The organism is Cytobacillus firmus NBRC 15306, from assembly GCF_001591465.1.
GTDB classification, from domain to species: Bacteria; Bacillota; Bacilli; order Bacillales; family Cytobacillaceae; genus Cytobacillus; species Cytobacillus firmus.
Window position 1 is genome coordinate 16,317 of the sequence record NZ_BCUY01000001.1, and the last position, 20,296, is coordinate 36,612.

Below are 20,296 nucleotides of genomic sequence, written 5' to 3' on the forward strand. Positions count from 1 at the left end.
GACGCAAAGAGGGAGGTACATCATGGATTTTTTTCTTCCAAGCGGCAACTCCTCGAAAGAAAGTGAAGCAGGTGATTTAAAATGGTGGCAATTATCACTGATTGGTGTAGGCTGCACCATCGGGACCGGATTTTTTCTGGGGTCTGCCATTGGAATCAAGATTACCGGACCCGCCATTGTTTTTTCATTTATATTAGCGGCTATTGGAACTTATATAGTCTATAATCTTTTAGCTAAAATGACAGCAGAAGACCCGCAGGAAGGATCTTTCTGCTATTATGCCAATAAAGCGTATGGGAAGTGGGCAGGGTTTAGCTGCGGCTGGAATTACTGGTGCTCAAATATATTAATTATGGGGAGCCAGTTAACGGCGCTATCCATTTTAACAAAATTCTGGCTGCCGCATGTCCCGCTTTGGATTTTTGCAGCGGGCTATGCTATTCTTTCGATTATTGTCGTCCTAACAGGAAGCAAAGGCTTTGATAAGGCAGAAAACCTCTTTGCAGTTATTAAGACTGCAGCCATTATCATGTTCATCATCCTGGCTTTTGCAGCTTTAACCGGTGTAATGGACGGAGAGGTTAATCATCCGGGATTCCCAGGTTCTGCAGGGGACTGGTTTCCTGAGGGCTTTAAAGGATTTTGGTCATCTTTAATTTATGCTTTCTATGCATACGGAGGAATTGAAGTCATCGGGCTGATGGCTACCAGGTTGAAAAAGAAAGAAGATGCTCCCAAAGCCGGCATTATCATGCTGATCGTGCTGGTCATCATTTATGTCATTTCACTTGGCTTAGCCGTATACATGGCTTCACATGGGGAATTTAATGAAAAAGAAAGTCCGTTTGTGACTGCCATGGAACATTATAACCTGGACTTTTTCCCGCACGTTTTTAATGCAGCCATCATCATTGCCGGCTTCTCTACCATGACAGCTTCACTGTTTGGAGTAACATCATTGCTGGTTACCCTGGCAAATGATGGCGATGCACCAAATCTTTTTTCAAAAAAGATAAAAAAGTGGAAGGACCTGCCGCTGCCATCGCTGGCACTTGCTACAGCGGGTTTAATAGCGTCCATTATAACTGCGCTGCTTTTGCCGGGAAAAATCTATGAATACATTACCACTGCAGCAGGGATCATGATTTTATTTAATTGGTCTTTCATCATTATTTCGGCGCTGCGGATTTTAGAGAATAAATTATTTGGCAAGCTCCTTGCCATTTTTGGACTGATCCTGATCCTTGCTGCGGTCAGCGGAACATTACTTGAAAAATCAATTCGATTTGGTTTTTTCGTAAGCTTACTCTTCGTGGCATTAATAGCGATTGCAGCTTTGCTCATGCAAAAATTAGTATGGAAAAAGGAAGGCAAAGGAACCTGTTAAAAAACAAACACCAAATTTCTGGTGTTTGTTTTTTGATGGGTGGAAGAAAGAAGGAGGGAAGGCAAAATATATTACTTTAGGTACGGAGTCAGTTTTTGAATAATCCGATTCAGCTTTTCAGTATTTCTTTCATACATTTTCTGTGCACTTTTTGAATCAGTCTGCAAAGAAAATACCTCAAGGTCTGCTTTTTGCTTTATTGATTATATTGAGGTTCTTCTTTCTGAATCTCCTGAAGCCTTGGTTCAAGGCTATCAATGCTGGATTGAGTCTGCTGGGCAGCGCTTTGGTAAAGCTGCTTAGCATTTTGATTATCGGTTGCAAGAGCAAAGGTTTCAAGGCTTGCCTGAGCACTTTTTAACCCTGCAATAGCTTGTTTTACTTGAGTTCCAACTGTCATTGTATTACCTGCTTTCTGTATTAGTAAATCACATGTGTATTTTGGCTTTTTTCAAATTTTATATGTGATTCATCTGCTGATTTTTGCTGGGTATTCAAGAAGTATTTGTTTAACTGAAGCTGAGTGAACCATCAAAAAAATTGCCAGCATATTTGTATTCCACTAAGTGAAAATTAAGAACCGGAAGAGAAAACGTCTCTTTCAAAATCGGTTATAAATAAGGGAGTGCTTGCAGTTGAATAACTGGATTTCAGCGCTTTTCAATAATATAGGGAATATGCGCAGGCCAATGATGAATATGTTTGGCGTAAAAAGAAAGAGCAACTGGGGGTGGCTGTGGGGATCGCTGATCAGTATAGTGCTGAGCACAGCAGCGGTAGCTTTTACACGAAGCCGAAACCACAATGCCAATATGCATCCGATGCAGCAAATCATGAGCAAATCAAATATGAACAATGCTTTTAAGAACCAAAACCTGTCAGCACTTACTGAAATGGCAGATGAGCTTGGTTTTGAGAAGAAGAAGCAATAAAAGAAAATAGAAGAGAAGGAACAAATGCCCGCATTTAATGTTATGTGGGCATTTGTTAATAGGCGGGATAAAATCCTATACTGTATTTAGTATTAGTTTTTTCTAGTTTACATAATATATATTATAGGAAGTAATAAATTCAAATAGAAATGCTGTCTCATTATCAAAGTATACTTAAGATAGTGAGACAGCATTAAAATTTCAATCAAATTAATTTCTTACTTGATTTGATCTGCATTTTTTTGCAATGTTTTTTATATTAATTGATTTACGTCAAATTCTTTTTTCACAAAATTCCAGGTTATATGATGCTCCAGCTAATAGTTGTGTAATACATAATTTAAGGTTATTCTGCAGATTTATAAACCCCTCTTATATTTTATATTTAAACCAACTAGTTTACATAATATTTTTACGAACAACTTCCAATCCGATTCATAACTTAATTCAAATGTATTCTCTGGTTCCTTCTTCATTCTGATCGCTCCCATGCTTATATGATTTAATACAGTGTCTTTTCCATTAAATAATGCGTATTGAGCGCCACTTGAACATATGTTCTGTTAATGCATTTTACACTGGCAGCAGTGCGGCCGTTAAAAACTTTCTGGGTGTCCCATAATAAATCAGCTTGCTGAATTCCGGATAAGCAGATTCAAAGTATATAAAGATTGGCGAATCAAGCAGCCATGGATAGTTCGAATAAAAAGACCGGTCACCATTGACCATCGCTGTCAGCGCCAGATCCAATTCTTTCTGGAAAATGAGAAACCTTATTTTTGAGTATTGCTGATCAAATTCCCCGCTGCTGATATATACCCTCCCGCTCAGCACATACTGCCCCATTTGCGGAATCCATTCAGCAAGAACTTCATCACGCATTTTAGGATTAATTGCTTTAAAATCATAGCATCCGCCTATTGCCAAAAATAACTCTCCGGTTGCATCTGAGTGTGTAAGTGTATATTTCCTGCTGTCTACGGGTCTGAATTCCGTCGCAGGAGGCAAATATTTTACCGACAGCTTAGATGGATTAAATTTCCTCACATGAAGGCCCCCTATACAAATTTCCTTATGCCCAGTATATGGGAGCCATAAAGAAACGTGACAAATGCCCAGTCACTAACGCTTACGGGAATTCATTTTCATCACTTTGGTGTCTTTTAAATTCCATATCCCATCTTCATACAGCCAAAAGGACTCTACAAAGGCAATGGTATCTGCATTATATGCCCCGCTTATTCTCTGAATTCCCATTAATCCCTTTTTCCCTTCAACAGGGATGATCTTCAAAGTGCTATATGGATTTACCATAAGCTCCGTTGGCTCGCTAAGCTTGCCGTTTACATACAGGCCGAGCCGTTCATACTCTTCACTCCTGTCCCGTAAATCGAACGTATACGATTGTTTTGTATCCTGGATGCTGATATTCGCTTTGTAGCCATTTTCAAATTGACTATTGATAACTAAAGGATCTGGAACAGAGAGGTCAACCAGCTTAAAGTCCTTTAAGGTATATAAATAAAAATTTGACAGCCCTCCGCTTCCGCCAGTTGGAATACTAATATACATATCTTTAATGGAATCACGGTTTAAATCTTCAAACTGTATTTGAGGTTCATATCCACCTTCAAGCTCCGCATTATACGTATTACCGTCTGAGGCCTTAACTTCAAGTGAAATCTCCTTTAAAAATGAAGCGCCTTCCTCATAATAAACACCTTTAATATAGATAGTGTCTACCTTATTATCACCGGTAACATCCACTTTATCTTTTGACAGCGTTACAGTCTTTTGTTCTTGTTCACCTGCATATACACCGGTTATAGCGGATAAAGACATAAAAAAGAAAGCCGCAAACGCAAAAAGCAATTCCTTCTTCATTTACGTTTCCTCCCTATTTTTTTATTATCTTGCCCAGTTTTGGAAATAACATGTAAAATCATAAAAAACCTCCTATCCTAAGGATAAGAGGCTGTGAGTTATAAATTATTTAGCTGCTTTTTTTAAAGCACTTTCTTTTGTTTCCCAGGATTCAATCCCTTTTAGACCTGGGATAGAATCAGCATAAAACACAGGGTCTTTTCCTACTTTCCTCTGTGCCTTATAATCATTCAAAGCGGCATAGGCAACTTTAGCAAGCAATATAATTGCTATAAAGTTAATAATCGCCATTAAGCCCATGAATAAATCAGCAAGGCTCCAAACGATGGCAAGATCAACTACAGATCCGAAGATGACCATACCGATTACAGCAATGCGATAAGTAAACAAGGCAGTGCGGCTCTCTTTAATAAATTCAATATTGGTTTCTCCGTAATAATAATTTCCGATAACCGAAGTAAAGGCAAATAGGAAAATAGCAATTGCAATAAAAATAGGTGCCCATGATCCAACATGTGTGCTAAGAGCTGCCTGAGTCAATTCTATGCCAGTTAGATCTGAATTCGCATAATCACCTGATAACAGGATAATAAACGCGGTAGCAGAACAGATTAAGATCGTATCCACAAATACTCCAAGGGTTTGGATCAGTCCTTGTTTTACAGGATGGGAAACGGCTGCTGTTGCCGCAGCATTTGGTACACTACCCATACCTGCTTCATTTGAGAATAAACCTCTTTTAATACCCATCATTACAGCTGCACCCATTGCTCCGCCTGCAGCCTGATCAATTCCAAATGCACCTTTCACTATGCTGCTTACCAGATTTGGAATTTCAGTAATATTCATGATGACAATCACAATAGCAACAACTAAATATATAACCGCCATGATCGGCACAACGACTTGAGATACATACGCAATCCGTTTAACACCGCCGAAAATGATAGCCGCCGTTAATACCGCAAGTACAATTCCGATGGTTAGACGGCTGGTGCCAAACGCTTCATTAAACGCTAAAGAGATGGTGTTCGATTGAACAGAGTTAAAAACCAATCCGAAACAGAATGTAATGATGATTGCAAAGATTATTCCCATCCAGCGTTTATTAAGTCCTTTTTCCATATAGTAGGCAGGTCCACCGCGGAAACCATCTTTATCTTTGACTTTGTAAATCTGGGCAAGAGTACTTTCAATGAAGCTGGAAGCTCCCCCAATAAATGCGATAAGCCACATCCAGAAGACAGCGCCAGGGCCGCCTGCAGCAATCGCAGTTGCTACGCCGGCAATATTACCTGTACCAACACGGGAGGCTGCACTTATAGTGAAGGCTTGAAAAGATGATATTCCTCTTTTGCCTCCAGCAGATATCATTGCTTTATCGCCCAATATTCTGAACATTTCACCAAAATATCTTAATTGAACAAACTTGCTCTTAAAACTAAAATATAGACCTAGAATAATTAATGCGGCAATCAAAATGTACGTCCATAAAAGATCATTTAGAAAGCCTACGATTGTTTCCAATAAAGCCATGCTATTCCCCCTAAATATTTTATTATCTTGCAAAAACAACACACTCCTTATAATCTATCAAAAGAATTTTTAATAGACAAGTCGAATATTCATTCGCAGGAGAGGAAATTCAATAAAAACCTTGATATTAAGCGAATTAAAATGGATTTCTGCACAAGCCAATTAAATATTTTTAATCGCTTTCATTTAAACTAGTATTAATTTTTTATACAAATAAACTTTAATAAGAATAACATTATTCAAACTATTTTGGATTCAGTTTTAATTTGAAAAGATGATAGACACACCGGGGATTATTAATTTACAGACAAATAAACCCCTGTGTTTCACAGGGGCTAGTAATTCTATTCAGTTGAATTGACAGTATTTTCTGCCTCAGCTTTCCAGATGCATTTTGCTTTGCCGCTTTCGGAATCGTCAATGATGAACGATCCATTTGAATAGCGGTCATTAAAACGGATTGCCGAAGCATTAACTGCTTCTATATGGCCTTTTTCTGTTTCAATGTATAAATCATCTTTACTGCGGACAATTACACACCCAATAATGCGATGAGGGTTTGATTTCAATTCACGAAGCATCACTACGCCTCTCTTGGCACGTGAGGTGCGTTCAAATTCAGTCAGCTTCATTTTTTTAATGGAGCCCCTCTGTGTAACAATCACAACAGCCTGTTCTTTTGGGTCCTCTATAAGCTGAGCGCCTGTAACAAAGTCGCCGTCTTTGAGATTGATGCCTTTAACTCCAGCAGCCCTTGCCCCTACAATGCTGACCTCTTCCTCGTGGAACCAGAGGCCATATCCCTGGTGGGTCGCAAGGAAAATTTCCTTCGTGCCATCAGTTAAATAAACGTCAAGAACTTCATCATCGCCCTTTACATTGACAGCAACCAGCGGTTTGGAATATCGCTGTGCCTTATATGATTTCAGCTCGGTTTTCTTTACCATGCCGTTCTTGGTCATGAACAAAAGATATTCTTCCGTTTCAAAATCTTTTACAGGAATGGCACGGACAATCGATTCATTCCGGTCAATCGGAATGATATTGGCAATATGCTGACCAAGATCTTTCCAGCGGATATCCGGCAGCTGGTGAACAGGGCAGTACAGATAGTTGCCTTTATTCGTAAATACAAGGAGAACATCCGTTGTATTCATATCAAGCTGGGCAATAATTCTGTCTGAATCCTTCATGCCAAAATCCTGTCCGTTAGAGGCAGCAAATGATCTTTGGCTGGTCCTCTTGACATAGCCTTCCTTCGTTACTGTTACAATAACATCTTCACTCGCTACCAGAACTTCAAGATTGATCTTGATTTCCTCGATTTCCGCTTCAATTCTGGTTCGGCGTTCATCTGCAAAGCGCTTTTTGACATCCCTTAGCTCTTTTTTGATAACAGAGAGCAGTTTCTTCTCGCTTTCCAGAATAGCTTTAAGCTCGCCGATGTGCTTAGCAAGCTCCTCAGCCTCTGCTCTTAAGGCAGTAATATCTGTATTGGTTAAGCGGTAAAGCTGAAGGGAAACAATTGCTTCTGCCTGAGGTTCAGTGAATGCAAATTTTGCGATCAGATTATCTTTTGCATCCCGTTTATCTTTAGAAGCGCGGATTGTCGCTATCACTTCATCCAGTATGGACAGAGCCTTCATAAGGCCTTCGACAATATGCTGACGCGCCTCCGCCTTTTGCAGGTCGTATTGAGATCTCCGTGTAACCACTTCTTTACGATGGCCTATATAAGCATCCAGCAGCTCTCTTAACCCCATTAGTTTCGGATGGCGATTGTGGATGGCGACCATATTGAAGTTATACGGAATTTGAAGATCACTGTTTTTGTAGAGGTAATGAAGAACGCCTTCAGGATCTGCATCTTTTTTTAATTCGATTACAATCCGGAGTCCGGTCCGGTCTGTTTCATCACGGACTTCAGCAATGCCTTCAACTTTCCGGTCAAGGCGGAATTCATCAATCTTCTTCACCAGATTTGCTTTATTCACTTCATAAGGGATCTCTGTGATGACGATCTGCTTTTTCCCTCCGCGCAAATCCTCAAATTCAGCCTTTCCGCGGACAATGATTTTGCCTCTGCCTGTTTCGTAAGCTTTTTTTATTCCATCGATTCCCTGAATGATGCCCCCCGTAGGGAAATCAGGGCCTTTAATATGCTCCATCAGTTCATCAATGGAACAATCAGGCTTATCCATCCGTAATATAACACCATCAATAATCTCATTTAGATGATGTGGCGGAATATCAGTTGCATATCCCGCCGAAATGCCTGTAGAGCCATTAACCAGCAAATTTGGATAAACTGCCGGCAATACGGTTGGCTCGCTGGATGTGTCATCAAAGTTTGGAATGAATTCAACGGTTCTTTTCTCAATATCTCTCAGCAATTCGGAAGAAAGGGGAGATAACCGCGCCTCAGTATAACGCATTGCCGCAGGAGGATCCCCATCAATGCTTCCGTTGTTTCCATGCATTTCAACTAAAAGATTTCGAACTTTCCAATCCTGGCTCATCCGCACCATCGCGTCATAAACTGAAGTATCGCCATGCGGATGATAATTGCCGATTACATTCCCGACTGTTTTTGCGGACTTCCGAAAACCCTTCTCATGTGTGTTGCCTTCTACGTGCATGGCATAAAGAATCCGTCTTTGAACGGGCTTTAACCCATCACGTGCATCCGGAAGGGCACGATCCTGAATTATATATTTACTATAGCGTCCAAAGCGGTCGCCTAAAACATCCTCAAGAGGAAGGTCCCGGAATTTTTCAGCAGAACTCATGAGTCAACACCCTCCTCCTCTAGTACTGAGATATTTTCGTTTTCAAGTATGCTGCCATCTTCTTCAAGACCGAATGCCACATTTGATTCGATCCATTTGCGGCGGGGTTCAACCTTATCCCCCATCAAGGTGGTCACACGGCGTTCAGCTCTGGCTGCATCATCAATTTTAACGCGGATCAATGTGCGCGACTCAGGATCCATAGTTGTCTCCCACAGCTGGTCTGCATTCATTTCTCCAAGCCCTTTGTAGCGCTGGAGCATATAGCCTTTCCCCACTTTTTTAATGGTACCCTGAAGGTCATCATCACTCCATGCATATTCAATCACTTCTTTTTTGCCTGAGCCTTTGCTGACCTTATACAAAGGAGGCAGCGCAATGAATACCTTTCCCGCTTCAAGCAGCGGTTTCATATACCTGTAGAAGAATGTGAGCAGGAGCACCTGGATATGCGCTCCATCAGTGTCGGCATCGGTCATGATGATTACCTTATCATAGTTGACATCATCCAGATTAAAATCCGCGCCAACACCTGCCCCAACGGCATGGATAATGGTATTGATTTCTTCATTTTTAAAGATATCCGCAAGCTTTGCTTTTTCTGTATTGATTACTTTACCTCTAAGCGGAAGCACCGCCTGAAAACGCCTGTCCCGTCCCTGTTTGGCAGACCCCCCGGCGGAATCACCCTCAACCAGATATAATTCATTTCTTTGAGGGTTCCGCGATTGTGCCGGAGTCAGTTTTCCGGAAAGCATTGCTTCCGATTTTTTCCGCTTTTTCCCGCTTCTTGCTTCCTCACGTGCTTTGCGGGCCGCTTCTCTTGCCTGGAAAGCTTTTATCGCCTTTTTAATTAACAGAGAGCTTGTCTCTGGGTTTTCTTCAAGGAAATAAGACAAATGCTCGGAAACAACTGAATCAACAGCAGATCGTGCTTCACTGGTCCCCAGTTTGCCTTTCGTCTGGCCCTCAAACTGCAGAAGTTCCTCAGGAACACGAACAGAGATGATCGCCGTGAATCCTTCACGCAGATCCGCTCCATCCAGGTTTTTATCTTTTTCCTTCAGAAGATTCACTTTGCGGGCATATTCATTAAAAGCCCTAGTCATCGCAGTTTTGCTCCCAGCCTCATGCGTACCGCCGTCCTTTGTGCGGACGTTGTTGACGAATGAAAGGACATTTTCCGAGTAACCATCATTGAATTGAAAAGCAAAATCCACTTCTATCCCATTGCTTTCGCCTTCAAAGCTTACGACAGGGTGCAGAACATCCTTTTCTTCATTTAAATATCCTACAAATGCTTCTATGCCGTTTTCATAGTGAAAAACGTCATGAAAATCATTACGCTCATCTATGATTTCTATTTTCATTCCTTTTAAAAGGAATGCAGACTCACGAAGACGCTCACAAAGCGTTTCGTAATTATATGTGGTTGTCGAGAAAATCGACGGATCCGGCTTAAAATGAATGGTAGTCCCTGATTGATTTGTTTTGCCGATTTTTTCCAATGTGGTCACCGGCTTGCCGCCCAGCTCGAAACGCTGTTCATATACAAAGCCGTCACGTTTAATTTTAACCACAAGCCATTCGGAAAGGGCGTTGACGACAGATGCACCAACACCATGAAGCCCGCCGCTCGTCTTATAGCCTCCCTGGCCAAACTTTCCCCCTGCATGAAGGACAGTTAATATGACTTCCGGAGTCGGCTTGCCCATTCTATGCATGCCTGTAGGCATTCCGCGTCCTTTATCCTGTACACTAATAGAATTATCTTTATGTATTCTGACAATGATATGATCCCCGTAACCTGCCAGTGCTTCATCGACAGCATTATCGACAATCTCATATACAAGATGGTGCAAACCCCTTGCATCCGTACTTCCAATGTACATCCCAGGGCGTTTTCTAACCGCTTCAAGCCCTTCGAGTACCTGTATGGCATCATCATTGTAGTCAAAAGCTTCCTGATTTCTTGCCACGAACATACCCCTTTCATTTCCTGCAAAAAAACACTTGCCGCCGAAAATCACGGCATTGGAACACCCCTATAAGAATTCGGCTGTACAGCCATTTTCTTTGTGAAAAAACAATACTCGAACAGGTGTTCTATATTTATATTTTACCATATAAATTAGGATGGTCTATGCTTTATTTTATCTATTTATTTGGTTTTGGCAAATAAGATCTTGAGATTTAAGAGATTTATCATGATTATTTCCGTTACACGAACCCTTTATTTACAGGGATTCTATAAAAAATAAAAAACATGAGATCTTATAGAGACCTCATGCTTTAGTTTACTTTGTCAGAGCATGTTCAACTTTAATGCAGCGGTCCATGATGACAGTGTACCCTTTTTCTTTTAGAAAATAATATGCTTCCTGGTTTGCCACTCCGAGCTGAGCCCAGAAAATATCAGCATCTATTTCAGCAAATTCCCGCGCGATTTCCGGAAGAAACTCAGATCGCCTGAATACATTAACAATATCCACATGCCCCTCGATGTCTTTAAGACTGGGCACTGCCTTTACACCAAGTACTTCATCAACAGACGGGTTAACCGGAATGATTTCATATCCCGCTTTTTGCATAGCCTCTGATACCATATAGGATGTACGTTCAGGATTTCCGCTTAATCCTACAATAGCAATCCGCTTCGACTTTTTTAAAAGGACACCGATTTCATCCCTGCTTGGGTTTTCAATAGCCATTTTGTTCCCTCCAATTTTATCTGGTTATTTATATTTTACCTAAAATCGCAAAAGCACACTAACTTATTGCTCTTATTCCCGAATATCGAGTTTATAAAAAAATTCAATGACCTCAACTGTAAACCCTTCTTTTTTATAAATAGACAGCGCTTTCTCGTTTGCCCTACGCAAAGCTTAATGCTACATCACACTCCTTTATTATATTTCACCATAAAAAACGGCTGATTTGCTTTCAGCCGAATTAGAAGATTAATTAACTGCGGTCTCTAATCTTTTGAGCAGCCTCTTTATGCTGGTGTTCGCTTCTTTTAAAACCATTTCTTTATCGACTGTGTTCAGCTTCCGATTTTCCATCACCATTTTGCCGTTGACAATGGTAGATTCTACATCTGCACGAGTGGCTGAATAGACTATCCTCGAGATAGTATCGATATCAAATGACGGATATATATGAAAATCGTTCAGATTAAGGATAGCAAGGTCTGCTTTCTTTCCGGGCTCCAGACTTCCGATTTCCTGTTCCATTCCAACTGCCTTCGCTCCGCCAATTGTCGCCATTCTAAAGACGGTTCTCGCATTCATTGCAGTTGGGCCGTGCACAGGCTTCTGAATGATGGCAGCCAATCTCATTTCATTAAACATATCCAGATTGTTATTGCAGGGAGCCCCGTCAGCACCAAGGCTGACAAATGCCTGCTGATCCAATAAGGAAGGGATCTCAGCCACACCTGATGCCAGCTTTAGATTGGATCCCGGACAGTGGCTGACCTTTACGCCCCGTTCTTTAATGATTCTTTTTTCTTCTTCATTAAGCCAAACACAATGGGCAAGTATCAGCCTTTCATTGGCAAGGCCAATGCTGTCCAGATAGACTACATTCCGCATGCCAAGCTCTCTTTCAACAAGGAGAATTTCACTGGCATTTTCGGATGCATGAGTATGGACCCTTACGTTGTATTGTGCAGAGAGATCCCTGACATTTGTCAGCAATTCCTCTGTGCAGGAAACGACAAATCGGGGACAGAAGGCATATTGTATGCGTCCGTTATCACGATTGTGCCATCTTTCAAGGAGATCCACGCTTTGCTGAATGGATGCGGAGGTATTTTCTCTTAACGGAACAGGGACCTCATCCCCTTTATCCATCATGACCTTTCCGGCAAGTGCCCGTATGCCGCTTTCTGCAATGGCCTGAAAGGCATATTCAGTATGATTAACGGTTTCCATGTCCAATACAGTTGTTGTTCCGCTCTGGAGCAATTCGCCAATTCCAAGCATAGCAGAATAATAGATGGACTCTTCATCATGCGAAGCCTCAAGCGGCCAGATCTTCTGCTTCAGCCAATCAAGAAGCTCCAAATCATCAGCCTGCCCGCGGAATAATGTCTGGCACAGATGGATATGTGTCTGAATAAATCCCGGAATGACTGTCTTTCCGCTGGCATCGATTACTTTATCCGCTTTATGTGTTAAATTCTGTCCAATTTCGGCAATGCGGTCATCTACAATATATAAGTCTCCGAAAATGATTTCTTCAGCTGCATTCATTGTAATAATTTCAGCGTTTTTTATCAGAATACTGCTCATTTTCTTTCTCCCCCTTGCATCGGACTGACTTCTGACGGCTCCAGGTTTCCATATGAAATAATAAGCTGTCTGTAAAATTGAATGGAGCGCTGATATGCCGCCAGACTAACCCACTCATTTGGCTGATGCGCCAGCTTTTCATCACCTGGGCCGTAAATCAAGGTAGGAATTTCACTCCTTGGATTAAGTACGGCACCATCTGTATAGTAGGATACCCCGTAATGATCCGCTTCCGAATCGCCCTTTGCCATCTGCGCAATTTGAATAATGTCCCGTGCAGGATCAGTTAAAATAGATGGACGGTCAAGAAGAGTTTCAACACTGTATTTATAAATTTCACCCTGATCCAATAGAACATCCAGTTTGGATTTTAGCTTGTTTATAAAATGGGAATGGGATTGAGGGGGAACTGTTCGAATATCTGCTCTGATGCTGCATTTATCTGGAATGACATTGGTCTGCACTCCGCCTTCAATCATGGTAACAGCCAGGCTGCTTTGTCCGAGGGGCTTCTTTTCTGTCTTCCATTCAATTTTCATTTCATCCAATACCCGGATTATTTTCAGCATATGATCTACTGCATTGATTCCCTGTTCCGGCATGGAACCGTGAGAGGTTTTTCCATAAGCTGTGATCTCAAGCCAAAGGGCTCCCTTATGGCCAATCACAATTTTTTCATTTGTCGGTTCGGCAATGACAAGTGCATCAATTTTTCGGCCACCATTTTCTTTTAAAAAAGTCCTGGCACCGCAGCTGTCGACTTCTTCCCCCGCTGTTGCCAAAAAGGTAACATCTGCTGGAGGAACAGTATTTGAAAGATACAGCTCCTCCAAAGCCAGGAACATTGCAGCAAGGCCGCTTTTCATATCAGAAGCTCCTCTGCCATAAATCCGGCCATTTGCGATTTCCCCTGAAAAAGGGGAGTAAACCCATTCTCCTGTTCCAGGGGAAACTGTATCCATATGGCCGCATAAGAATAGCTGTTTACCGCTTTTTCCGGGAAGCGTAACTTCAAAATTGCTTCGGGTCTCATCAAGCATGGTCACCTTAAAAGGCAGACCTTTTTCTTTGCATCTGTTAATAAAAGCTTCAGTCACTAAATGTTCGTTTCCGGGCGGATTGGAGCTGTCAATTTGGAGCAGATGCTGAAGAAACTGAATATCATTCATGAATCCGCCTCCATAATTTGCATTTTAATTGGTGTCACCTTAAATCCATTAACAGGCGCCATGTCCTGGGAACACGTTGTACAGGCAATGACAACATCACACAGCGCTTTCAGCCTTATGTAATCGCCAGGCTTGGAAAGGGGTTCTGCAATGACATAATCCCCGGCATCATCAAGGACATTATTCATAAAGATATTAATGGGATCCGGAATAACCGGGGGATGAATATTATACTTTTTCAAGGCATTCGCAATATTATCATGGCAATTAGGGTGGTCCTCTTTATCGAAATCAACTTTGTAGCGGTAATAATCACATGCCGGAAAGAAGAAATCATGTTTTCCAACAGTATCTTCCACCAGCTGCATTAGCGGACGGCGGCGGTTGCTGTATAGCCAGTCTCCCGTTTTAAGCCGTATGCTGCTTAGTGAGGCGCGCATGTGGACAGGTGAAACATGTTCCCCGGGATCTTCATAGTTAAAGCACACAAAGTCCCCAACCTGTTTTCCTTCCATATCAATAATAATCAGCTCTTCCCCTTTGTGAATCAGTGCGCTTCTTCCTTCATACGGGGGGATAATAATTTCGTCCAGGATCTTGCCTCTGTTAAAAACCTCTTTCATTTAGAACACCAGCCTTTGTTGTTATTCAATGAAAACTGCAACCGCACGAATCGGAGATCCCGTTCCTTTCCGAATTCTGAGAGGGAGTCCGAAATATAGAAATCGCATGCCTGCGATCTGGTCGAGATTGCAGAGATTTTCCGTATTGGTTATTCCGTATTCACGGCAGATGAGATGTCCGGAGTACTTTGGATCATCCGGATGGTCAATGGCCGGGGCATCAATGCCTATATTGACTGCACCTTTATCAGCCAGCCATTTTGCTGCCTGATAATCCAGGCCGGTATAAGTGGTGAGCCATTTGTCAGTACCATAAGACCGATTGTAGTGGCCGGTATAGAGGAGGACGATATCCCCTTTTTCAATAAACTGCTGTGATTTCCTCAGTGCATCCTCGAGATCACGGTCGGTAATATACTGATGGGGCTGGATGTGGGATACATCAAGGCAAACTGCTGGCCCGTAAAAATATTCAAGCGGCATTTCATCGATGTATTGGCCGTTTGGATCATATTCATAAGTTGCATCACTATGAGTTGGACCATGTTCGTTGATTAATAGATTATTAGTTGCAAACATAAACCCAATTTGCTTTTCACTTTCTTCGTGGGAGATATTCGGGAAGATCATTGTTTTCTGATGAAGGGGAAAAACAGGCATCCCCTGATAAATTTCCTGCGTTAAATCGACAAGCTTAACTCCCATGGTATTCCTCCTTAACCTGCTTTATCTTTTACTATATGAAAAGCGGCAGAGAACGCCGGTTTAATGATCAATTAATAATGGTCGGAATGACCTCGAACTTATCTACATCAATAAGCCCCATATCTGTAATTTTCCATTTCGGGCTTGTTACCAATGACCAGAATGATAAATGCATAAAGGGAACTTCCAAACCGCAGCCGAGAACTTCTTTGGCAAGCTGCGACAATTCATCGACCTTTTCACTCATTTCTTTTCCAGTTAATTCATCTGTCATTAAACCGCCAATCCTGAGAGGAAGATCACCTACTACTTTGCTATCCTTTATCATGGCTATTCCGCCATCCATGGCAATGACACGGTTAACCGCCATGGCCATATCTACGTAGTTAGTTCCTGTTACAATAATATTATGTGTATCATGAGCAACGCTTTCTGCTATAGCTCCGCTTTTCAAATCAAAACCATGAAGAAACGTCTTGCCGATTTTTCCGGTTCTGCCGTGGCGTTCAACTACCAGCAGCGGCAGCACATCCTGCTTTAAGCACGGCTGCACAATACCGTCTTTGACATTCAACATATATTCGCTTCCGCCAGTTAAGTTCTGGAAAGGTATTGCTTCAATTGCCCTTACTTTTGCACGGCTGCCTGGAGCTTCAATGGCGAGTTCCTTCACTGTTACAGGCTTCCGCTTCACTGACTTTTTCACACTTTCCGGATATATATAAGGAGCAATATCTATAGTTAATTCGCCTTTTTCAGCTGCTTTTTTCCCTGCCAGGTATACCTGCTCAATTGTCATATTGTTCAGATCGCTGATCACGACGATATCTGCTCTTTTGCCTGGTGCAATGACCCCCACATCCTTAAAGCCAAAGTGGGTGGCAGGATTAATGGTCGCCATTTGGATGGCTTCCACTGGATCAATGCCAACTGCAATGGTTCTGCGGACAATATCATTCATATGTCCGTAATTTAACAGATCAGCAGGCACCATATCGTCCGATACAAGGATTGCACGGCGGGAATCCAGCCCATCCTCGGTTATGGCACGAATACAGTCTGCCATATTTCTTTGGGAAGAGCCTTCACGCATGAACACACTTACGCCATTGCGCAGCTTTTCGACTGTTTCTTCTTTCGTCGTAGTTTCATGGCAGGACACATGGTTCCCTCCGCTGATAATATGGGCGGCAAGCTCTTTGCCAAACAATCCCGGGGCATTCCCTTCAACGGTTTTTCCTATGCTGTTTGCATATGAAACTGCGGCAACAAGGTCGTCTATTAATTCCGGTGCATGCTCATACACGGGACCGATATTGCTGAAGCTTTGAATCTCCCCAATTCCCTGCACATATGGGTCTGCCAGGAGCTCTTTCATATCCTTTGATGTCACATCAAAGCCGGATGTTTCAAGACCTGGAGCATCAGGCACAGCACAAGGTACCGTGAATAATACCCGGTTTGGAAGTGTCTTAGCTTCTTCAATCATTGCCTTCATTCCGTGAACACCCAGGACGTTCCCTATTTCATGCGGATCACCTATCAGCGTGGTGGTTCCTGTCGGAATGGAAAGCTTGGAGAATTCCGTACAAGTCAGCATCGCACTCTCAAAATGCATATGAGAATCAATGAACCCTGGACAAACGAATTTCCCCTGAATGTTTTCAACTATCGTTTTTGGTCCGATTAAGTCTTTTGCGTCCCCTGCCATTAATATATATTCGCCTTTCATCGCAACGTCTGCTTCATAGATCTCACGGGTGATTACATTAATAAAGTATCCCCCTTTCAGAACTACATCTGCATACTGGCTGGAATCAAGCAAAACATCAATAAGCTTGCGGTACTGCACTGCCTTTTTGATATTTTTTGCATCCATTTATTAACCCCCTGTTTCCATTCCTTCTACACTGTCAATAATTCCAATAATGGCAGCATCGATAGGAGCATCTTTATTCTGAACCGCTCTTGATGCCATGCTTCCAGTCACATAGATGACCTTCTCGCCAATGCCGGCACCAACAGTATCAACGGTTATAATGGGGTTCGGTAACATTGAGCCGTCCAATCCTATAGGCTGGGTAATTAATAGTTTTGTGCCTACCAGATTATCATCTTTTCTTGTGGCAGTGACACGCCCAACCACTATTCCCATTTGCATAAAGACCTACTCCTTAATGTAAAATAATATCGATCTTAAGTTCCTTTGCTGTATCTCTTGCCAGGGGGGTTATGATAGCCCCTTTTGGAACAGTCAGCTGATTAAGCTTGCTCAAATAGGCAAACCGGACTGTCTCATCGGAAATAACCGTTTTCTTCATTTGATGAACAGCAAAGTCTGCCCTATCATTGAAATCTATTAATCTTATGCCAAGCACCTTCAGCTCTGCCATCTGCCCATTAAGCTTTCTTTTTAATATGTCCGGCCCTTTATCCATTCCTTTCAGTTTCCAATACTGACTGAAAGGATCGCCTCCAGCCTTCAAAGCCGTGACCCGTTTCCCTTTTAATAAACCCATTAGTATAATCCGCACCAAAGGCCTTTGTTCGTTAAAGTTCAATAGATCTGCTATCAGAGAAAATGATAGAATAGGCAAAAGAATTTCATCAAAATGATCAAGAAGCTGATCATTAATCATGGAAGCAGAGATCCAATCGTCATTTCCGGTCAGAGAAACTAACTCCTCAAGCGGAAATTGGGTAAGCATTTCTTCTTCAGCAGCCATCCTAAGTGTAATATCTTCCTGTATTAACTTTTGCAAGTAAGAAAATCCCGGTTCCATTCCAATCATATGAGAGGTTAATAGAGCCAGGATATGTGGTTTTCTGCCTCTGCTTTTTTCGTTACGCATGTAAAGCTCCTGCAGAGTGTTTTTTGCCATAACACTCTGCTTTTTACTGATCATACTTATTCACCGATATTTTTTGATAATAGAGCTCTTTCAACTTCGCTGTGCGGTCTTGGAATGACATGGACTGAGATGAGTTCTCCTACTCTGCTGGCAGCTTCAGCACCTGCATCAGTGGCAGCTTTAACGGCTCCGACATCTCCTCTGACCATGACTGTTACAAGACCAAATCCCACTTTTTCATATCCGCAGATCTCCACATTTGCTGCCTTAACCATTGCATCCGCTGCCTCAACTGCGCCGACAAGACCTTTCGTCTCGATTAATCCTAATGCTTCACCCATTGTGTGTTTCCTCCTTAAGTTTATTAAACTGATGGTTTGTCATTATCATTTTCGTTAAGTTCATTCAGTTCTTTAGCTAGCTTTTTTCCATTCGGCTCTTCTTCGGTTTTATACTCTTTTTCAGCATCTGTTTCCAGATGCATTTCTTTCAGCTTAAATTGCGGAAGCAGCTTCCCTGCCACTTCACTATGTGCACGCGGGATAACATGAGCAGAAATTACTTTTCCTATTCTCTCTGCTGAACTCACACCGGCATCGACTGCAGACTTTACAGCCGCAACATCGCCGTTAAAATGAATTGTGACGCCCAGGTAGCCATCCACTCCTATTACTTTTTCAATTCCTACAATTTCTACATCTGCTGCTTTTACGGCTGCATCTGCTGCAGAAACTGCTGTTGAATAACCAACGGTTTCAATCAAACCCAATGCTTGCAACTGAAGAATCCTCCTCCTATGAAATTGTCAGACCGGCTAAATTTTCAGGAATTATTGAGCAGATCTGTGACTGTGCTGCTGGCCAAGCCTTATTTAATCCTTTCGTATTCCTTGCAAAGAAGATCCGTGATCCGGGATACCTCATCAAACTGACCGTGAAGAAGCACATATTTCTTCTCTATCAAAAATTTGATGTGTTCGTCCGTACTTTTTTTCATGTGCCGGTCAAGGAGCAAAATGCTGGAATAATAGTCGATTCCTTCAATGACAGCGACACCGCCAATTGACGAGTTTAGCCCCAATTGTTTTGTAAGCCATGGACTGGGGGACTTTTCTTTATGTGCTGTAATCGTTTTAAATATTTTTCGGGAAAGTTTTTTAAAGAAGCTCTTTAAAGCGTTCAACAGTATGCCATCATCCTCTTCATAAATCTCCAGCGAAAAGGATTGCCCGCTGTTTTTGTCCCAAGACAGGCAATATTTTAAAGACGGAAACTCTCTTAAAAGGTCATTCAGTAAAAAAAGCTGTCCGGGCGAACATTTTTCTGAAGTCACTACCCCGATTGAGGCTGTTTTTAATTCCCGCTGAAAGGAGCCTTCCAATGTGGGGTGAAGATCTGAGAACATCCAGACTTTCACACCCTCCGGCGTTTGTCCGACAAGCTGGCTTTCTCTTGCATTTCGGCCAGGTTTTGTTTCAGCAGAAACCCGCTGTTTCCCTTGTGCCAGGGACAGGGTCTGAAGCTGTGCAATTTTTTCTTTAGCGGAAAGCTTGGGTGAAGAAAGTGAAACTGTCTGTCTTCTAACGTTCGGGTGTGGATTAGCAGCCTTGGATGATTCTGCATGATTAACAGCTATTCTTTTATTCATTTTTTCCTTCTGATAATTAGGCCGGTTTATGTCCGGTATAGCCGACTTCAATCCCGGCTGGCTGCGGGGCGGGGACAAGTTGGGAGCCCCATTAACAGGATTTACTTTTGGCTTGCTGTAAGGCTTCATTACTTCTTCTACAACACTTTTAATAAAGTCAGACACACATTATGCACCTCCACTTTTGGAACATCTTCTTATAGAATTTTACGAAGTTCTGAATGAGGGCGGGGTATAACATTAGCCGAGACCAGTTCTCCTCCAGCCATGGTGTGAGCAGTCTTCCCAACCTCAACAGCAGCTGTGACTGCTGCCACATCCCCTTCAATAATGACGGTGACAAGACCGGATCCGACTCTCTTTAAATCAACTAAGCTGACATTTGCTGCTTTTGCCATTGAGTCGAGCGCTTCAATAGCTGCTGTCAAGCCTCTTGTTTCTATCAGACCAATTGCCTTCATTTTGGACCTCCTC

21 protein-coding genes are annotated in these 20,296 nt (G+C 42.2%); 2 read left to right on the forward strand and 19 right to left on the reverse strand.

What is annotated here, in order from left to right; translation table 11 throughout:
- Positions 1 to 22 precede the first annotated feature (22 nt).
- Positions 23 to 1,387: an amino acid permease gene (locus BFI01S_RS00090; RefSeq protein WP_061790785.1), complete on the forward strand. Its 1,365-nt coding sequence runs from the start codon at positions 23 to 25 to the stop codon at positions 1,385 to 1,387.
- Positions 1,388 to 1,458: 71 nt separating this feature from the next.
- Here BFI01S_RS00090 and BFI01S_RS24280 read toward each other — a convergent pair whose 3' ends face one another.
- Complete coding sequence (locus tag BFI01S_RS24280; RefSeq protein WP_268875304.1) at positions 1,459 to 1,587, reverse strand: DUF1657 domain-containing protein; 129 nt, start codon at positions 1,585 to 1,587, stop codon at positions 1,459 to 1,461.
- Positions 1,584 to 1,787, reverse strand: a complete 204-nt coding sequence (locus BFI01S_RS00095; protein WP_061790786.1) for a DUF1657 domain-containing protein — start codon at positions 1,785 to 1,787, stop codon at positions 1,584 to 1,586. Before BFI01S_RS00095 ends, BFI01S_RS24280 begins: the two co-directional genes overlap by 4 nt.
- A 235-nt stretch (positions 1,788 to 2,022) precedes the next feature.
- Between BFI01S_RS00095 and BFI01S_RS00100 the strand changes: the two genes are divergently transcribed.
- A complete protein-coding gene (locus tag BFI01S_RS00100) occupies positions 2,023 to 2,319 on the forward strand; it encodes a hypothetical protein (RefSeq protein WP_082804436.1) in 297 nt (98 codons plus the stop codon).
- Between the two features lie 573 nt (positions 2,320 to 2,892).
- Here the strand turns inward: BFI01S_RS00100 and BFI01S_RS00105 are convergent.
- From BFI01S_RS00105 to BFI01S_RS00185, 17 genes are all read right to left on the reverse strand, one after another.
- A complete protein-coding gene (locus BFI01S_RS00105) occupies positions 2,893 to 3,366 on the reverse strand; it encodes a staygreen family protein (protein ID WP_061790787.1) in 474 nt (157 codons plus the stop codon).
- A 75-nt stretch (positions 3,367 to 3,441) separates the two neighbouring features.
- Positions 3,442 to 4,203 carry a YybI family spore inner coat protein gene (locus tag BFI01S_RS00110; RefSeq protein WP_061790788.1) on the reverse strand — a complete coding sequence of 254 codons (762 nt, stop codon included), beginning with the start codon at positions 4,201 to 4,203 and terminating at the stop codon, positions 3,442 to 3,444.
- Positions 4,204 to 4,308: 105 nt separating this feature from the next.
- A complete protein-coding gene (locus tag BFI01S_RS00115) occupies positions 4,309 to 5,739 on the reverse strand; it encodes an alanine/glycine:cation symporter family protein (protein ID WP_061790789.1) in 1,431 nt (476 codons plus the stop codon).
- Between the two features lie 344 nt (positions 5,740 to 6,083).
- Entirely contained in the window at positions 6,084 to 8,528 is a 2,445-nt protein-coding gene (parC, locus tag BFI01S_RS00120) for a DNA topoisomerase IV subunit A (RefSeq protein WP_061790790.1), read from the reverse strand.
- Positions 8,525 to 10,507, reverse strand: a complete 1,983-nt coding sequence (parE, locus tag BFI01S_RS00125) for a DNA topoisomerase IV subunit B (RefSeq protein ID WP_061790888.1) — start codon at positions 10,505 to 10,507, stop codon at positions 8,525 to 8,527. Before parE ends, parC begins: the two co-directional genes overlap by 4 nt.
- A 318-nt stretch (positions 10,508 to 10,825) precedes the next feature.
- Positions 10,826 to 11,239 (reverse strand): CoA-binding protein, encoded by a 414-nt coding sequence (locus tag BFI01S_RS00130; RefSeq protein WP_061790791.1) that lies wholly within the window; start codon positions 11,237 to 11,239, stop codon positions 10,826 to 10,828.
- 249 nt (positions 11,240 to 11,488) lie between these two features.
- Positions 11,489 to 12,826, reverse strand: coding sequence for a 5'-deoxyadenosine deaminase (locus tag BFI01S_RS00135; protein WP_061790792.1), 1,338 nt, complete (start codon positions 12,824 to 12,826; stop codon positions 11,489 to 11,491).
- Positions 12,823 to 13,995: a M20 family metallopeptidase gene (locus BFI01S_RS00140; RefSeq protein ID WP_061790793.1), complete on the reverse strand. Its 1,173-nt coding sequence runs from the start codon at positions 13,993 to 13,995 to the stop codon at positions 12,823 to 12,825. Before BFI01S_RS00140 ends, BFI01S_RS00135 begins: the two co-directional genes overlap by 4 nt.
- Positions 13,992 to 14,618: a DUF1989 domain-containing protein gene (locus BFI01S_RS00145; protein ID WP_061790794.1), complete on the reverse strand. Its 627-nt coding sequence runs from the start codon at positions 14,616 to 14,618 to the stop codon at positions 13,992 to 13,994. The genes BFI01S_RS00140 and BFI01S_RS00145 overlap by 4 nt, the downstream gene beginning before the upstream one ends.
- Before the next feature lie 21 nt (positions 14,619 to 14,639).
- Positions 14,640 to 15,323, reverse strand: coding sequence for a cyclase family protein (locus BFI01S_RS00150; RefSeq protein ID WP_048010082.1), 684 nt, complete (start codon positions 15,321 to 15,323; stop codon positions 14,640 to 14,642).
- Positions 15,324 to 15,390: 67 nt separating this feature from the next.
- The gene (locus tag BFI01S_RS00155) at positions 15,391 to 17,202 is read right to left on the reverse strand and encodes an adenine deaminase (RefSeq protein WP_061790795.1); all 1,812 of its coding nucleotides are present in this window, start codon (positions 17,200 to 17,202) and stop codon (positions 15,391 to 15,393) included.
- A 3-nt stretch (positions 17,203 to 17,205) separates the two neighbouring features.
- Positions 17,206 to 17,484 carry a EutN/CcmL family microcompartment protein gene (locus BFI01S_RS00160; RefSeq protein ID WP_048010084.1) on the reverse strand — a complete coding sequence of 93 codons (279 nt, stop codon included), beginning with the start codon at positions 17,482 to 17,484 and terminating at the stop codon, positions 17,206 to 17,208.
- Positions 17,485 to 17,497: 13 nt separating this feature from the next.
- Positions 17,498 to 18,205: a hypothetical protein gene (locus BFI01S_RS00165; RefSeq protein ID WP_235831061.1), complete on the reverse strand. Its 708-nt coding sequence runs from the start codon at positions 18,203 to 18,205 to the stop codon at positions 17,498 to 17,500.
- A 26-nt stretch (positions 18,206 to 18,231) separates the two neighbouring features.
- Complete coding sequence (locus BFI01S_RS00170; RefSeq protein WP_009334686.1) at positions 18,232 to 18,516, reverse strand: BMC domain-containing protein; 285 nt, start codon at positions 18,514 to 18,516, stop codon at positions 18,232 to 18,234.
- 23 nt (positions 18,517 to 18,539) lie between these two features.
- Positions 18,540 to 18,953 carry a BMC domain-containing protein gene (locus tag BFI01S_RS00175; RefSeq protein WP_061790797.1) on the reverse strand — a complete coding sequence of 138 codons (414 nt, stop codon included), beginning with the start codon at positions 18,951 to 18,953 and terminating at the stop codon, positions 18,540 to 18,542.
- Between the two features lie 89 nt (positions 18,954 to 19,042).
- On the reverse strand, positions 19,043 to 19,987 hold the full coding sequence (locus BFI01S_RS00180) for a hypothetical protein (protein ID WP_061790798.1): 945 nt from the start codon (positions 19,985 to 19,987) through the stop codon (positions 19,043 to 19,045).
- A 32-nt stretch (positions 19,988 to 20,019) separates the two neighbouring features.
- A complete protein-coding gene (locus BFI01S_RS00185) occupies positions 20,020 to 20,283 on the reverse strand; it encodes a BMC domain-containing protein (RefSeq protein WP_061790799.1) in 264 nt (87 codons plus the stop codon).
- Positions 20,284 to 20,296: the final 13 nt, after the last annotated feature.

Excerpts from the sequence above, each read along its gene's own strand:
- BFI01S_RS00140 (WP_061790793.1), bottom strand. The coding sequence starts at position 13,995 with ATGAATGATATTCAGTTTCTTCAGCATCTGCTCCAAATTGACAGCTCC.
- BFI01S_RS00155 (WP_061790795.1), bottom strand. The coding sequence starts at position 17,202 with ATGGATGCAAAAAATATCAAAAAGGCAGTGCAGTACCGCAAGCTTATT.
- BFI01S_RS00160 (WP_048010084.1), bottom strand. The coding sequence starts at position 17,484 with ATGCAAATGGGAATAGTGGTTGGGCGTGTCACTGCCACAAGAAAAGAT.
- BFI01S_RS00135 (WP_061790792.1), bottom strand. The coding sequence starts at position 12,826 with ATGAGCAGTATTCTGATAAAAAACGCTGAAATTATTACAATGAATGCA.
- BFI01S_RS00165 (WP_235831061.1), bottom strand. The coding sequence starts at position 18,205 with ATGGCAAAAAACACTCTGCAGGAGCTTTACATGCGTAACGAAAAAAGC.
- BFI01S_RS00170 (WP_009334686.1), bottom strand. The coding sequence starts at position 18,516 with ATGGGTGAAGCATTAGGATTAATCGAGACGAAAGGTCTTGTCGGCGCA.
- BFI01S_RS00090 (WP_061790785.1), top strand. The coding sequence starts at position 23 with ATGGATTTTTTTCTTCCAAGCGGCAACTCCTCGAAAGAAAGTGAAGCA.
- BFI01S_RS00110 (WP_061790788.1), bottom strand. The coding sequence starts at position 4,203 with ATGAAGAAGGAATTGCTTTTTGCGTTTGCGGCTTTCTTTTTTATGTCT.
- BFI01S_RS00145 (WP_061790794.1), bottom strand. The coding sequence starts at position 14,618 with ATGAAAGAGGTTTTTAACAGAGGCAAGATCCTGGACGAAATTATTATC.
- BFI01S_RS00095 (WP_061790786.1), bottom strand. The coding sequence starts at position 1,787 with ATGACAGTTGGAACTCAAGTAAAACAAGCTATTGCAGGGTTAAAAAGT.
- BFI01S_RS00130 (WP_061790791.1), bottom strand. The coding sequence starts at position 11,239 with ATGGCTATTGAAAACCCAAGCAGGGATGAAATCGGTGTCCTTTTAAAA.
- parC (WP_061790790.1), bottom strand. The coding sequence starts at position 8,528 with ATGAGTTCTGCTGAAAAATTCCGGGACCTTCCTCTTGAGGATGTTTTA.
- BFI01S_RS00115 (WP_061790789.1), bottom strand. The coding sequence starts at position 5,739 with ATGGCTTTATTGGAAACAATCGTAGGCTTTCTAAATGATCTTTTATGG.
- BFI01S_RS00150 (WP_048010082.1), bottom strand. The coding sequence starts at position 15,323 with ATGGGAGTTAAGCTTGTCGATTTAACGCAGGAAATTTATCAGGGGATG.
- BFI01S_RS00185 (WP_061790799.1), bottom strand. The coding sequence starts at position 20,283 with ATGAAGGCAATTGGTCTGATAGAAACAAGAGGCTTGACAGCAGCTATT.